Source organism: Shewanella sp. HN-41 (assembly GCF_000217915.1).
Taxonomy (GTDB): Bacteria; Pseudomonadota; Gammaproteobacteria; order Enterobacterales; family Shewanellaceae; genus Shewanella.
In genome coordinates this window covers 75,201-89,764 of record NZ_AFOZ01000041.1, presented here as the reverse complement: position 1 = coordinate 89,764, position 14,564 = coordinate 75,201, and the positions used below count along the sequence as shown (strand labels likewise).

The window sequence follows — 14,564 nt, the reverse complement described above, 5'->3', positions numbered from 1 at the left end:
TTACCAGATGGCACGTTGTCACTTACATAAATTTGGTGGCTCCAGTTTAGCGGATGCCGATTGTTATCGCCGAGTGGCCCATATCCTGTTAACCCACGGCCATAGTGATGATCTAGTGGTGGTTTCTGCTGCGGGTAAGAGCACGAATTTCCTATATAAATTATTAGCACTGCGTGATGCTGGTGAGCTTTGGCAGGAAGAGTTGCAAGTGCTTATCGGCTATCAGCAGGGGCTGATTGAGCAGTTATTGTCGAATGAACAGGCCCGGGATCTGCGTGAGCGTTTAACCACGGATAAAGCGCAACTCATCAGTTTATTGTCCTTGAACGAACGCAACGACTACCAAGTTAACCATGTGGTGAGCTTTGGCGAGCGTTGGTCGGCGCGTTTAATGGCGGCGCTGCTGCGCGAGTCTGGCGTGGCGGCAAGCCATGTGGATGCCTGTTCAATTTTAGTCGCCGATGAAGCCGCGGTACCGCAAATTCGTGTGCAGGAATCCCGCGCCAAAGTGCAGGCATTACTGGCTGCCCATCCTAACGAGCGGTTAGTGATCACAGGTTTTATCTGTGCCAACGAGCGTGGCGATACCCTATTACTCGGCCGTAATGGTTCAGATTTTAGCGCCAGCCTGATTGCTAGCCTTGCCGATATTGAACGGGTGACCATTTGGACCGATGTGGAAGGGGTGTTCAACGCCGATCCTAATAAGATCAACGATGCCAAATTGCTGAAAAGCATGTCACTTGCCGAGGCTGACCGCTTAGCGCGTTTAGGCTCACCCGTATTGCATTCGCGTACTTTGCAGCCGTTATTTAATACCGAGGTGAGTCTAGCGGTGCGCTCCAGCTATGCGTCCCACACCGATTTTACTTTGATAGCGCCCCACAGTTCGTCGGCGAGCGCGCCCGTGGTGACTAACCTCAATGCTGTCGTCCTGTTCGGCTTTAAGCTTACGGGTGAATTAACCCATTTATTGGATTCATTGATCGTAGCGGGTTTAACACCATTGGCCCACTGGGTATCGGCCCATCAAAGGGTTGAGCTTGCTTATACCGCTGAAAATCAAAAACAAGTACAAAGATTACTCGATGCTCAGGCTGAAGCATTAGGGATCAGCGATCAGCAGATCAACACAGATCTCGGCCTAGTGGCGTTAGTCAGTGCCGATGCCGAACACTACCGTCGCGGTTTTTCCCGTTTATTGAACCGCGATGCTAAACCTTTGTTTAGTGGTGATTTAAGCTTAGTAACGCTAGTGCCTCAGTCACAGGTGAATCTGTTAACCCAAAAGGTGCACCGCCGCTGCGCTGGGCCGCGTAAACGCATTGGTGTCCTGCTGCTCGGGGTGGGCAATATAGGTGAAGCTTGGGTAAATCTGTTTAAGTCAGTATCGCCCTCCCTTGACCATGAATTGGAGACTAAGGTTGAGTTAGTGGGATTAGTTAGCTCGAGCAAGGCTTTGATCAAATCCGCTGGCATTAACTTAGCCAATTGGCAGACTGAGTTCGATACGCAAGCAACACCTTGGCAGTACGAGCACTTGTTCGAACAGTTAGAGCGCGTTAACTGCGATGAGCTGGTGGCCTTAGATATCAGTGCCAGCGCCAGTTTGACTCTGCAATATCCTGAGTTATTTGAGCGCGGCATCCATGTGGTGAGCGCGAATAAACTCGCAGGTTCGGGACCTCTGCCTTTCTATCGCGAGTTAAAGCAACAATTGGGTAATCGTCGCCTATTTTGGCGCTATAACGCCAGCTGCGGTGCAGGCTTGCCTATCCAACATGCGTTAAATGATCTGCGTAATAGCGGTGATAGCGTTGAGGCCGTGGGCGGCATCTTTTCGGGTACCCTTTGCTGGTTATTTGAAAAATACGATACCAGCAAACCTTTCTCTGAATTAGTGATTGAAGCTAGAGGCTTAGGTATTACCGAGCCCGATCCACGCGACGATCTGTCTGGCCGCGATATGCAGCGTAAATTGCTTATTTTGGCCCGTGAAATCGGTCTTGAAATCGAGCTTGAAGATATTGAATTGCGTTCGTTAGTGCCGGCCGATTTGGCCGATATTCCCTTGGAGCAATTCCTTGGGCGGATCGCTGAATTAGACGATGAATTGCAACAACAATATGGTGCGGCGGCGGAGCAAAATAAGGTGCTCAGATACGTCGCCTCCCTAGATAATAGCGGCCCAGAGCTCAAGGCTGAAGTGGGGTTACAGTGGATTGATGCTAATCATCCCTATGCCAATTTAACGCCGGGGGACAATGTGTTTGTGATCCGCTCCGCTTTCTACCAAGGCAATCCTTTGATCATCCGTGGACCGGGTGCTGGCCGTGAGGTGACCGCGGCGGCGGTACAATCGGATCTGACGCAGATCTGCCGCGATCTATTGCAAGAATAAATTTAAATTCAAAAACTTAAAGGACTCATTTGAGTCCTTTTTTATTGTCTAGAATAAATAGACTCATCTCTGGGGCAGAAATTACCGTAAATGGGGATTTTTTGGCTTGACTTACACCCCAGTTTCTCTAGTATATGGACATATAGACGTCCAAACGTCTACTTTGTTAGAACCACTGAACTATAGAGTCGTGCCATGGGCGGTGAGTCGTGCCAAGGGCGGTTGAGGAAATACACATGGCTTTTCATTACGCACAACATTCACATTCGCTAAACCAGAGCTTATCTGAGCTTAATGGCGATATTAATGTTTCTTTTGAGTTTTTCCCGCCATCAACCCCCGAAATGGAACAGATCCTGTGGAACTCTATCCGCCGTTTAGAGCCGCTGAATCCTAAGTTTGTATCAGTGACCTACGGTGCTAACTCGGGGGTTCGTGACCGCACCCATGGCGTGATTGAACGGATTCAGCAGGAAACTAACCTGGTCGCCGCGCCACATTTAACCTTAGTGGATGCCAGCGATGAAGAACTGCTAGAACTGGCGAAGCATTACTGGAAATCGGGCATTCGCGACATAGTGGCGCTGCGTGGTGACTTACCCGCTGGCAGTCCAAAACCAACCCGCTTTGCGGTAGATTTAGTGCGTTTACTGCGCTCCGTGGCGGACTTTGATATCTCGGTGGCGGCCTATCCAGAAGTGCATCCCGATGCCGCTAACGCTCAGGCGGACTTGATTAACCTCAAGCGTAAAATCGATGCGGGTGCCAGCCGTGCGATCACCCAGTTCTTCTTCGACGTCGAGTCTTACCTGCGTTTCCGTGACCGCTGTGTCACCGCGGGTATCGATGTGGAAATTGTCCCCGGTATCTTACCTGTGACTAACTTTACCCAGCTAAAACGTTTTGCGGGCATGACTAATGTGTCTTTACCGAGCTGGCTACATAAGCAGTTCGACGGTTTAGAAAACGATGCCGGAACACGCCAATTAGTCGGTGCAAACGTGGCGATTGATATGGTCAAAGTGTTATCCCGTGAAGGCGTGAAGGATTTCCACTTCTACACCCTCAACCGCGCCGAGTTGACCTATGCGATTTGCCATACCTTAGGGGTTCGCCCAAAGGTGGCATAACCGACTCAAATACCAATAAAAAACGCCGCATAACGCGGCGTTTTTTATTGCGTAATCCTAAATCCTAAATTGGGATAGCAGTGTAGTTAAGCGCATCGACAGCTGCGCTAATTCGTCTCCCGCCCGTGCGGTTTGCACGGCACTCTCGGTTGCATTGGTGGTAATGTCATTAATATTATTGATGTTTTTATTAATTTCAGCCGAGACGGCGCACTGCTCGTTGGCGGCACTGGCTATTTGAATGTTCATTTGGCTGATGGTCGACACGGCTTGGGTAATGGCTTCGAGGGCTTCACCCGCCTCATGTACCAGTGACACACAGCTCTGTGTGGTGGCCGTGCTGGTATTCATAGTGCTGACGGTGACTTTGGCACTCTGTTGCAATGCTTCAATCATTTGCTGAATTTCCGTGGTTGATGCTTGAGTGCGGCTGGCGAGAGTGCGCACCTCATCCGCCACCACAGCAAAGCCACGACCCTGTTCTCCGGCGCGGGCGGCCTCAATGGCGGCATTGAGGGCAAGCAAGTTGGTCTGATCGGCAATATTGCGGATCACCACTAATACCGAATCAATCTGCGTGGTATTGCGTTCGAGTTCATTGATGGCATTGGCCGCATGGGCAATTTCATCGGCGAGCAGACTGATAGTCGAGATAACCCTTTCGACTAAGAGTTTGCCCTGTTCGGTAGACTCACTGGCATGGGTTGCGGCATCGGCGGCGTCGGTGGCGTTGTGGGCGACCTCTTGCACTGTCGTGGCCATTTCGTTCATGGCGGTCGCGACTTGCTCGGTTTCGAGGTGCTGCCGGTTTGCCATTTGTTGGGTTTCATGGGTGATGGCGGACATTTCTTCGGCCGATGTTGCGAGCAGGCTGGTGGAGTCTGACACTTGAGCCACAGTGGCGTGGATCTTCTCGGCAAAGCGGTTAAAGGCCTGGGCAAGTTGGGCGATTTCATCCCTGCTCTTCACTTCGATGCGGCGGGTTAAATCACCTTCACCTTCGGCAATGTCATTGAGCGCATTGGTTGTTTCGGCAATTGGACGGGTAATGCTCTTAGCGATAAACCACGCAATCGCGGTTCCGATTAAGAAGGCAATAAAACCTATGATAATGAGTTTTAAGCGAATGTCGGACATGGCTTGTTCTGAGTGGCTTCTATCCAACGCGATATCTAGCACCCCGAAGGTTTTACCCGAATAGTCCTTCATCCCATGGCGATACAGGGCAAAGCTCTTGCCATCTAAGTCGATGGTGCGGATAACCTCGGCACCTTGCATCACGTTATTGAGTTCATTTGCGGCATTAGTGTCTGTGGTGAAAGTGCCGCCAAAGGGAGTAAATTGCCCGTCCTTTGGGAGCAAGAGGGTGATCTCTGCTTGGTAGGCATTTTTAAAATGGTCGAAGAAGGTTTGGCCAAAGGACATGCCAAATTCCACCGAGCCCGTATGTTGCCCTTGGTAAGTCATCGGCACTAGACCACGGATCCCTAAGCCTTCAACCCCATATTCTAAGCCCCTAAGCGGTTGTTTTTGGGTGTTGGTTTCGACAATGGTTTTACGGATCACGGTGAGATCGTCGCCAAATTTTTCGGGGCGATGCAGGCGCAAAAATGAAGTGGCAGGTGGGGTGTGAAACTGAAACTGCTGCACGGCAAAATCTTGTTTAACACGGCTAAATAACGGCAGTGTGCGTTGCAGCAGCTCCTCACGGTTGCGCTCGGCAAAACTGCTCTGGATCTCTGGGGTTAATGAGATCAAGGTTGCCATCGCCTGCGCTCTTTGCCCCGATGAGGCGATATTGGCCACGGCGGTCTCGTACAGCTTGTGCAGTTCTCGTTGTTCAGATCCGCGAATTTGGCGACTGAATTCCGATAGCACCAGCGGCATGATAAAGCTCATCACCGCGAATAGCAGTAGGCTGATCCCCAAAACTATCCGAGTGCTAATGTTCAAATTCTTCACAGCTAACCTCCAAATATCCGTATGTCTGCCTAATTATCTTTTTGAATATTATAGAGATACAGCTTTTATATTTGGGAGCGGCTTAGCCTTTCTCAGTTGTTTTTCGATTTTTTGTGAATTTCGTGGCAGCGTGCACAGATCTTTTTTTCGTGGATCACATTTACTTAGCATGCTAACTAAGTATAATGCTTAGCAGGCTAAGTAAAATGGTAAGCGTGATGCAAACAGAATTAGAGCGTTTAAAGGAGTTATCCCTCGCGGAACATTTAGGGCGTCTCCATCGGCTGTGGCGCACGGTCGCCGATATTGAATTAGCACCTCTCGGATTAACCCATCCTAGGTGGACGGCACTGTGGAAGTTACTGCGCCTAGGCGACAATATCAGCCAGAAAGTGTTGGCTGATGCATTAGAAATTGAATTGGCTTCTTTGATGCGCACTTTAGGGCAGTTAGAGGAGCAAGGTTTAGTCGAGCGTCATTGTTGTACTAAAGACAAGCGCGCCCGAATCGTGTCGTTAACGCCAGAGGGTAAAGACGTGTTAAAGCAAATGGAGGCGCGGATCATCCGAGTTCGGGGCGATTTATTAGCAGGGATCAGCGCCGGTGAGCTTGGCGAGTTCGAACGCATTATTAGCCTAATCAGTGATAACGCCTTGGCCAAGTTGGCTAAGAGCACAGAAATTATTGAGTGAGAAATAAGATGACACCGGATCAACAATTTGCCCGCCTTGTCAAAATCGCCATGCTCGGTTTTGTACTGGTATTTGGCTATTTTATGTTTGCCGACACTGTAATGCCATTAACACCCCAGGCGATGGCCACCCGAGTGGTGACTAAGGTGACGCCGCAGATCAGTGGCAAGATTCAAACCATTAATGTGAAGAATAACCAAGTGGTCGCGAAGGGCGATTTACTGTTTCAAGTCGACCCAACACCCTTTGAGTTAGCCGTATCACAGGCTAAGTTGGCCCTAGAGCAAGTTCGCCAAGACAATGCCGAGTTAGACGCTTCACTCTTAGCTGCTAGGGCGGATGTGAATGCGAGCCGAACTACGGCACAGCAAAAACGCCGAGAAGCAAAACGTCTCGATGCCCTATATGTCACCCATGGTGTATCGCAACAGCAGCGGGATCAGGCCGATAGCGATGCCGAGGCAGCACATGCCAATCTGCTAGCAGCCGATGCCCGTCTAGAAAAACTCAAGGTGAGCCGTGGGGTGTATGGTGAAGAAAACCTCAAGGTGCGCCAGGCTAAAAACCAATTAGAGCAAGCGGAGCTGAATTTATCCTATACCCAAATTCGTGCCGATCAGGATGGGATAGTGACTAACCTGCAACTGGAAGTGGGAAGCTTTGCTGCTGTCGGCCAACCTTTGCTGGCATTAGTCTCTGATAAAGTTGACATTATTGCTGATTTTCGTGAAAAAAGTTTACGCGGAGTTAACGCTTCTTCTACCGCTTTGATCGCGTTCGATGGCGAGCCTGGTCGTTTGTACCGTGCCCAGGTTAGCAGTGTCGATGCAGGCGTGAGTGCGGGGCAATTCGATGCCAATGGCCGTTTAGCGGCGCCGCAGGAATCGGATCGTTGGGTACGAGATGCCCAAAGACTCAGATTGCACTTAATGTTGGAGGGTAATGGAATGAAAGATCTGCCAGCGGGTGCGCGCGCCACAGTGCAATTGCTGCCAGAGAATAGTCTGTTTAGTCTGCTCGCTAAAGTGCAGATTAAGGTGATTAGCCTGCTGCATTATATCTATTAATATAGGGCGAAGAGCATGTTACTACGCCATAGCCCATTGACGGCCAATGATTTACGCCAATGCTTGCGCATTGCGACAGGGGGGACGATTGGTTTTACCCTATGTAAGATTTTTGGGTGGAGTAACGGGGTATTTTTCACTGTCACCCCTATGTTATTGCTGGGATTAGTCCCCGTGATGAGTGGCCATGCGATGCGCCAGTTATTGGCCTCATCGGCCATGGCTGGGCTCGAAGTCGGCTTGCTCGGAGGTGTCTTTGGCAGTCATCCCGGCATGATGGCTCCCATAGTCTTCTTACTATTTTTATATCGCTTTGCGGCCATGTCCCGGGGTAGTTTGTTCCTCTTTGGTGCCAACGGTGTGCTGAGCCTGAGTATCATGCTGCACTTTGCCAGTTATCCCGGCGTCGATTTAAACGATTTAATCTTCAGTAATTTTTGGGCGACGGCACTCTCGGTGATCATCGCCTACGCTATGACGGCACTCTGGCCCGATGTCGAGCCAAGGGCCGCGTACAAGCCTGGACCTAAGGCGCTAAATCGGATGCGCCATGAAGCGTTACTCGGCGCGACTATAGCGACGGCATCGTTCCTAGTATTTCAAGTATTTGATCTACGGGATTCAATGTCGGCGCAGGCAACGACCCTATTGCTGCTATTCCCAATGCATTGGAATGGCGCACTCGACTATGCCCGTAAACGGGCCATCGGCACTCTGTTGGGAGTGTCATTTGGGGTATTAGTGCAATTGTTCCTCTATGATTGGTCAGGGTTATTGGTATTAATCGTGCCCTTGCTGTGGATTGGGCTGATGATCTTTAGCCAAGTCCATGTCAAGGAGGCAAGTGGTTCTGGTGTCGGTTTTGGTGCTATGACCACGCTCGGTATCCTATTTGGCCAATATCTTACTCCGGGCAATGACCTGATTTTCAGTGCGCTCTATCGGGTGAGCAGCATTTTTGTGGCGATAGTCGCCACATTACTCCTCTGTTATTTGATCCATAAGTTATTGAATAGTTTCGAATCAACAAGGTTTGGTTATTAACAAACTAATATTAGATTTTTTTAATGCTTGTTACTCGTCCCTTCGAGTAGTAAGGTACTCAAAATTCGTTTAGCGTCTGCTAGACGTGTGAGCACTTAACTTAATAAAAACCTCCTATGCTTAGAGCCTAACTCTCTTCAAGGATAGAAAATGAACATTAAAATTAAAACATTAGCCACAGGCTTAACACTATTAAGCGGTTACGCTATGGCGTCGGTTGCCCTTGCAGCAGGCGCAACCGTGATCCCACAACCAGCACAAATCTGTGTGACTTGCCACGGAGTGGAAGGTGAGGGAATTGAGCCCCTCGGTCCTCGATTAGCTGGGTTATCAAAAGACTATATCACGACGCAATTACAGCATTTCCAGGCCGGTGTGCGCCAAAATGCGACTATGATGCCGATGGCGATGACCCTTCAAGGGGATGGCATCGAACAAGTCGCCAGTTATTTCTCCGCTAAGCCAACCACTGACGTCAAGCCTGTTATTCGCGGTGTGCAAGTCACTTTCAGTGACGATACCGCGCGTTTAGCCTACCAAGGCGACTGGTCCCGTGGTTTACCCTGCCCTGTGTGACCTGCCATGGTCCTTCTGCATTAGGTGGTGGCTTATTTCCTCGCTTAGCTGGTCAACAGGCGAGTTATATTAAAACTCAATTATTGGCATGGCAGGCTGGAACCCGTAAGGGCGATGTGGATGGCATGATGGCAAGTGTTGCCAACAAGCTGACCGCCGCCGAGGTTGATGCCTTAGCTAACTACTTTGCTAATTTAAAATAAGGAGCTGGCCATGAAATATTCCGCAATGTTATTACTGGCCGCGCTGGGGTCATTAACCGTGCAGGCGCAAGCTGAAACGGAGCCAGTACAAGAGCGCCCAGATAAACAAGCCCCGCTGCCTTCTTTCCCTAAAGTTGCAGATCAAACCTACCTCACCCCTAGGCCTTTGAGTGCGATTCCCGAAGGTGCCTTTGGTGACAAAGTACGTTTGGGTTATCAGCTGTTTGTGAATACCCAGCAGTTGCGTGATAAGTATGTGGGTAATGAGCTTAATTGCGCTAACTGTCATATGGATGCAGGCCGTAAAGCTAATGCATCACCCCTATGGGGCGCGTACTTTGCTTATCCGGCTTATCGAAAAAAAGACAATAAAGTCAGTAGTTTTGAAGAACGTATTCAGGGCTGTTTTAACTATTCCATGAATGGCAAAGCGCCGCCTGCCGGAGGCCCAGAGCTAGTGGCACTGTCGGCCTACGCCTATTGGTTAGGCATGGGAGGCTTGATGGATGCAGCGAATATTAGCGACCCAGTCCCTGAGCTAAGCGATGCTGAACTCGTTAAAGGTGGCAAACGGGAGGATTTCCCACTCCCAGAAACATTGGCTAAGGCAATGACAGTTGAGCAACGTGCTAGCTTGCCTGGTCGTGGTTATCCTGAGATCCCTAAACCTGAACTCGCGTTCTCACCCGAGCGCGGCAAAGCCGTGTATACAGCTCACTGCCAAGCTTGCCATGGCGCCGATGGTCAAGGCCAAGCGATTGCGGGTGTTTACTCTCTGCCGCCATTATGGGGGCCTATGAGTTACAACTGGGGCGCAGGCATGCACAGGGTGAATACGGCAGCCTTTTTTATCTATGAAAACATGCCCTTTGCTAAGAGTATCCAGCTCACCAATCAACAGGCTTGGGATGTTGCGGCCTATATTAACTCCCATGAGCGTCCACAGGATCCCCGCAACAAGGGTGATGTGAAGCAGGCGCAGGAAAAATACCATAACGACAATGACTACTACGGTGTCGAAGTCGATGGCAAAGTGCTAGGCACTGAGTCTTACCCGATTTTCCCTAAGAAGTCCTAGTTGAACCTCTTTGATTAAGTGCTCGTGTGATGAAGTAAAGTGAGTTAATGGATTAGACAGAAAAGCCAGCAAGCATTTAGCTTTGCTGGCTTTTTTTATTAATAAGTTTTCGAGTTTAGGCTTGTCATGGCATTGGCTCACCGACATGGTGAATAGAAACCTCGGGTTTCTAAGCTTATGAACGAGAGCCATGGATGGCGAACTGGCTGTTAAACATGGATGTTGTTCAAGTCCATTATCCGTGGATGCTCGACCGCCCCGTCTGATGTGAAAGGATTCACAAATGCCGCAATGGCATGGATGCCAAAAAGCGGCCATGGGGCGGACGGTCGTCTTGTAAATCACCATGACTCGCCTTTCTGGCATCAGTGTGGTCTGTTGGTTTCAAAACCTATCTTAAACGCGTAAAACGTATCGAGGGAGTCGAACCCTCTCTACGTTTTCTAAGAAGCTGATTTACGCTGGTTTTTGGTCAAAGGAAACAAACTCTTGTTACACCTTACTGTATTTCTTTATTGATAGGAATAATCAACTGATTTGGAAAGTATTGAACTCTAATTTTTGGTGGGTAACTATCTTTTCAGTTATCGTATGTACCACGTCAAATTTATTAAAAAGAGTTGACCTTGAATCCATTCAACCTACCAAAAGAAAGTTTTAACGCTAGACGAGATATACTGCTCTCTAGTATGGAAAGTGTTATTACAGAGACTTCTAACTATATCTATAATGACTATCCAAACCTCGAAAAGCTTGAGCAGGCTGAGTCATTTTGTAAGCATGAGTTAATGGAAGCTCCTACGGCAAGAGTCGACCACTTAGAAAAAGTAAGCATTTTCCCGTGGGTTGAAGCGGTACATGAGTTGGATAGTTGTTTGACGGTGATCTTTCAGGGCAACTACAAAAATGCTTTTGATTCTTTAAGGAGAGCTTTAGAACTTGTAGTGGCGGGCAGTTTTTTTGTCTTGGATAGTACTGAGCCAGAAAAGGCAAAAAAGTGGATGCATTCGGTTTCAGATAACGGTACACCAAATTTTAAGCGTGCGTTAAGTGCACTAAAAAAGGCAACTCCGCAGTATGATCAAGATAATGACGAGTCATGGACAGACGTTTTATTAGAGCATTATTGGGATATCTGTAATGTTATTCATGTAAATGGCTTGGAAAATAGCTTCAACATTATATCTCCAAGGTTTCGGCATATAAATGGAATGAGCGTCCCGCAATTTGATAATAAAGCATGTAGCCAGAGTCTTTCTTACTACCTGAAAACAGTTGAATTAATAGCCCTCACGGTTGCATTAAGCAATCCTGTACTTTTAGTTGGTTTTGACATGGAGCGTAAATTTGGCATTAATCCACCAATGTCGGGGTTTTATAGTCCAGTCCAAGCTGAAAATTTAGCCTGCTTGATACCAGATAATTTTCAGAAGCTTATAGCTAGAATAAAAGAAACAGATACAAATATCAGTTCAATACAGCATTGGTATGACTCTCTGTCTGATATCACTGAAGAAGAATTAAACGCTCAATTTGAAAGACAGGATAAATTCTTTAAAGAGTTCACAAAGTCATAAAATTAACGTGATTTCAACTCACCTTTCGCATTCACCATGCATGAATCCGTGAATACATTTTTTATGACGCAGGAATGCGGCTTACTGAGCTAAATAAATACACCAAATATGGTTTCAGTTAGAAACCACTTGATGAATACAGTCAATTAAAGGGCAATAAATACCTAGGTGTTAATTGGCACGCTTAATCGATATGAGTATCTTGATGATGGAAATATTATTCCAACGTTAATGGAAAAACCATTATGATCTCCGCGCTATAACAACTTATCTTGCAATAAGGATTACCGTGTCTCAGCCATTGGAACAACCTAAGTTAGAAACTGCGCAAATTTGCCCTCTGTGCCAAGGCGCGAATCAATGTGCGGTGATTTTAGGTCAGGGTATTGAGGACTGTTGGTGCTCGCAGCAAACGTTTCCACCTTTAGCCTCCTTGCAAGCGCAAGCATCAGGTTTGCAGTCAACGGCAATCAGCGACATTTTACCGTCCGCCGATGCGTGTATTTGCCAAGCTTGTTTAAGCCAACTTAAGCAGGGGCTTAGTCAGAGCCAACTTGGCGCGCAGGATGAAAAAAGCCCATCGACAGTGAGCGATGGGCTAGGTTATGAAGTTAAATAATGGATTAATTCTCTATAGTGTAATCCAGCTGCACACTAGTTTGCGCTGCAACGGCTTTACCATTTTCAAACTTAGGTGCGTATCGCCATTTATTGAGAGTCTCAATACTTTCTTTTTCAAATAAAGCGCCGCCCTTAGAGGCAATAATTTCAGGATTTTTCACAAAGCCTTGCTCATCAACGGTAAATTTTAGCTGAACCCAGCCACTTTTACGTTGTTGGACGTAGGACATTGGATAGTTTGGAAATTGACGGAAAAGTGGCTTTTGCTCTTGTTCGTCGGTCCAGGGTTGCATACTACCTATGGCAATACAGTGGGCTGTCGCTAATTCTCTTTTACCTTGACGCTCATAGAGTTCCACTAAATAAGCGTGGGCACTCAAGGCATAGGGATGACTGTAATTAAGTACCTCGAACTGTTTAACCACTTCTTGTAGTAAAGGTTCGGCTTTTTTATCATGTTTTTCCGCAAATTCAACGGCGCCCACAATATAGGTTGCCTTGACTCTGGCTATGGCGTTCTCTGGCAAAATCTCTTTATAAATATCATAGGCATCAAAGGCATAACTTCTCACACTTCGAGTGTATAGCTCTGTATTGGATAAACGATTAAAGGCGGCCATTTTCACATCGGCGATCAGTTTCTTTTTATCGGATTTTTCTGCGAGATCAATCGCATCAAGCAAATAGCCCTTTGCTGCTTTGGCTTCAACGGCGGTTTGTGCTGCACCGAGTAAAGGGTCAATAAGCTCGATGGCTTCTTTGCCGTAATGGGCCTTATAGTTGGCGAGTGCAAGTTGGTATAACTCATGTGCCTTAGCCGTTTGTGACAGATTTTGTTCCACAAATGGATTAGGTGCGACTTGCTTTTCTATGGCGCTGGCCCAGTTTATGGCGAGGTTAGCTAAGTCGACACTGTCTTTGGCATATTGAGCTTCGCCCAGCTGATAAGCATTTTTTGCGCTCGCTTCAATATTTGCAACATCGCCTTTTTCTACGGAGGCTTGATAGTCGCGGTAGGCTTTGGCAAAGCTATTTTCTGAGGCGTGTACGCTAAGAGATGTGCCTAAGGTGAGGGCAAGAAGGCAGGTAATTGGCAGCATTTTTCCGTGCGACATTCTATATATCCTTATTATTGATGAGATTAGATGATACATAGATGTCAGTTATGAGACAAGTTGACTGGGCTTTTTGTTAATTATGCGGGAGGGATGCTGAGCACTTAGAGTGAAAATAAGCGAGCCCAGCTGTAACTGGGTCGCTTACTTTATTGGTTTTATCGCTTAATGACCGGATTATTTGGCAGTAAAAGTCACTGCAAATTGTCCGAGCGCGCCGTATTCAAAGTGGCAGACCTGTGCCAATGGCAGATCGAGCACGCCCGCGTAGGAGCCCGTGATCACATATTGCCCTTGCGTTAGACCAATGCCTTGGGCGGATAAAAAGTTAACTAACCAGTAGAGTCCTGCTTTGGGGAAACCATTGGGGTGAATGGCATTTTTTTGCAGAACTTCACTATCGGCTATATTGACGTTAAGGTCGAAATGGCCAGTCTCTATATCATCAGATAGCTCAAGCTCTGGCCCTAACCATAGGCCTTGATTGACTAAGCCATCGGCGAGGGCATCCAAATGGCAAGCTGTGCTTGGGGTGTGGTAGCGACTCTTAATTAACTCGAGCGCAAGACGAGTCTTACCTAAGGCAGCATCGATTTCAGCCTCGGTGTAGGGTGCCATTCTAGGAGGTAAATCGACACCTATCTCGAAGGCGAGTTCAGGTTCGACCCGGGCGAGCCCTTTGGTTGAAGGATATAATGGACAGTATGGTGTCTGATGATACACATCTTGTTGATAAATAGGGGCGACAACGGTTTTATCGGTCGTAGGTAATAGGCATTTCCAACCTGCAATAGGATTATTTTGAGTCGCCATCAAGACGTTGGCTACGGCTTGTTGGATAGCAAATGCCTGTTCAAAGTGCTTGGGTCTTAATGCTTCTGCCAATAGCTCTCCCGTTATGCCAGAGGCGCGCCTTTCGGCTAGCTCTTTGGCTGCGGCATTAATAATGGATTGATCTTGTTTAAGATTAATTGAGTGTGGCATGGTTTATCCTAAAAAATAGCGACTCAAAACGGCCCTAAATGGCGAAGTAGGCTAAATATACCGTTTTGTCTTAAAAATGGCTTTATAAAACTGAATTGTAGACATGTCTGCGCT

The 14,564-nt window shown here is 47.7% G+C and carries 11 protein-coding genes and 1 pseudogene; 9 read left to right on the top strand and 3 right to left on the bottom strand.

Going from position 1 to position 14,564, the window contains the following annotated elements; genetic code table 11:
- The first annotated feature begins 7 nt into the window (after positions 1 to 7).
- Positions 8 to 2,401: a bifunctional aspartate kinase/homoserine dehydrogenase II gene (locus tag SOHN41_RS15930; protein WP_007650958.1), complete on the top strand. Its 2,394-nt coding sequence runs from the start codon at positions 8 to 10 to the stop codon at positions 2,399 to 2,401.
- Positions 2,402 to 2,637: 236 nt separating this feature from the next.
- The gene (gene metF, locus SOHN41_RS15925; protein ID WP_007650957.1) at positions 2,638 to 3,531 is read left to right on the top strand and encodes a methylenetetrahydrofolate reductase; all 894 of its coding nucleotides are present in this window, start codon (positions 2,638 to 2,640) and stop codon (positions 3,529 to 3,531) included.
- 57 nt (positions 3,532 to 3,588) lie between these two features.
- On the opposite strand, the gene SOHN41_RS15920 is transcribed toward metF, so the two are convergent.
- Positions 3,589 to 5,493: a methyl-accepting chemotaxis protein gene (locus SOHN41_RS15920; protein ID WP_037459385.1), complete on the bottom strand. Its 1,905-nt coding sequence runs from the start codon at positions 5,491 to 5,493 to the stop codon at positions 3,589 to 3,591.
- Between the two features lie 218 nt (positions 5,494 to 5,711).
- Here SOHN41_RS15920 and slyA point away from each other — a divergent pair, with 218 nt between their 5' ends.
- The 7 genes and pseudogenes from slyA (at position 5,712) to SOHN41_RS15885 (ending at position 12,349) form a co-directional block, all read left to right on the top strand.
- Positions 5,712 to 6,185, top strand: coding sequence for a transcriptional regulator SlyA (gene slyA, locus SOHN41_RS15915; RefSeq protein ID WP_007650955.1), 474 nt, complete (start codon positions 5,712 to 5,714; stop codon positions 6,183 to 6,185).
- Positions 6,186 to 6,193: 8 nt separating this feature from the next.
- Entirely contained in the window at positions 6,194 to 7,252 is a 1,059-nt protein-coding gene (locus SOHN41_RS15910) for an HlyD family secretion protein (RefSeq protein WP_007650954.1), read from the top strand.
- 15 nt (positions 7,253 to 7,267) lie between these two features.
- On the top strand, positions 7,268 to 8,296 hold the full coding sequence (locus SOHN41_RS15905; protein ID WP_007650953.1) for a DUF2955 domain-containing protein: 1,029 nt from the start codon (positions 7,268 to 7,270) through the stop codon (positions 8,294 to 8,296).
- A gap of 150 nt (positions 8,297 to 8,446) precedes the next feature.
- Positions 8,447 to 9,075 (top strand): annotated as a pseudogene (locus SOHN41_RS15900) (c-type cytochrome).
- A 10-nt stretch (positions 9,076 to 9,085) separates the two neighbouring features.
- The gene (locus SOHN41_RS15895; protein ID WP_007650950.1) at positions 9,086 to 10,153 is read left to right on the top strand and encodes a c-type cytochrome; all 1,068 of its coding nucleotides are present in this window, start codon (positions 9,086 to 9,088) and stop codon (positions 10,151 to 10,153) included.
- Between the two features lie 626 nt (positions 10,154 to 10,779).
- Positions 10,780 to 11,730: a hypothetical protein gene (locus tag SOHN41_RS15890; protein ID WP_007650947.1), complete on the top strand. Its 951-nt coding sequence runs from the start codon at positions 10,780 to 10,782 to the stop codon at positions 11,728 to 11,730.
- Between the two features lie 289 nt (positions 11,731 to 12,019).
- The gene (locus SOHN41_RS15885) at positions 12,020 to 12,349 is read left to right on the top strand and encodes a cysteine-rich CWC family protein (RefSeq protein ID WP_007650946.1); all 330 of its coding nucleotides are present in this window, start codon (positions 12,020 to 12,022) and stop codon (positions 12,347 to 12,349) included.
- A gap of 4 nt (positions 12,350 to 12,353) precedes the next feature.
- Here SOHN41_RS15885 and SOHN41_RS15880 read toward each other — a convergent pair whose 3' ends face one another.
- Entirely contained in the window at positions 12,354 to 13,466 is a 1,113-nt protein-coding gene (locus tag SOHN41_RS15880; RefSeq protein WP_007650945.1) for an energy transducer TonB, read from the bottom strand.
- Positions 13,467 to 13,643: 177 nt separating this feature from the next.
- A complete protein-coding gene (locus tag SOHN41_RS15875) occupies positions 13,644 to 14,450 on the bottom strand; it encodes a hypothetical protein (RefSeq protein ID WP_007650944.1) in 807 nt (268 codons plus the stop codon).
- Positions 14,451 to 14,564: the final 114 nt, after the last annotated feature.

What these genes read in the sequence shown, in the direction of transcription:
- SOHN41_RS15930 (WP_007650958.1), top strand. Translation starts at nt 8, where the DNA reads ATGGCACGTTGTCACTTACATAAATTTGGTGGCTCCAGTTTAGCGGAT.
- SOHN41_RS15905 (WP_007650953.1), top strand. Translation starts at nt 7,268, where the DNA reads ATGTTACTACGCCATAGCCCATTGACGGCCAATGATTTACGCCAATGC.
- SOHN41_RS15895 (WP_007650950.1), top strand. Translation starts at nt 9,086, where the DNA reads ATGAAATATTCCGCAATGTTATTACTGGCCGCGCTGGGGTCATTAACC.
- SOHN41_RS15910 (WP_007650954.1), top strand. Translation starts at nt 6,194, where the DNA reads ATGACACCGGATCAACAATTTGCCCGCCTTGTCAAAATCGCCATGCTC.
- SOHN41_RS15875 (WP_007650944.1), bottom strand. Translation starts at nt 14,450, where the DNA reads ATGCCACACTCAATTAATCTTAAACAAGATCAATCCATTATTAATGCC.
- SOHN41_RS15880 (WP_007650945.1), bottom strand. Translation starts at nt 13,466, where the DNA reads ATGTCGCACGGAAAAATGCTGCCAATTACCTGCCTTCTTGCCCTCACC.
- metF (WP_007650957.1), top strand. Translation starts at nt 2,638, where the DNA reads ATGGCTTTTCATTACGCACAACATTCACATTCGCTAAACCAGAGCTTA.
- slyA (WP_007650955.1), top strand. Translation starts at nt 5,712, where the DNA reads ATGCAAACAGAATTAGAGCGTTTAAAGGAGTTATCCCTCGCGGAACAT.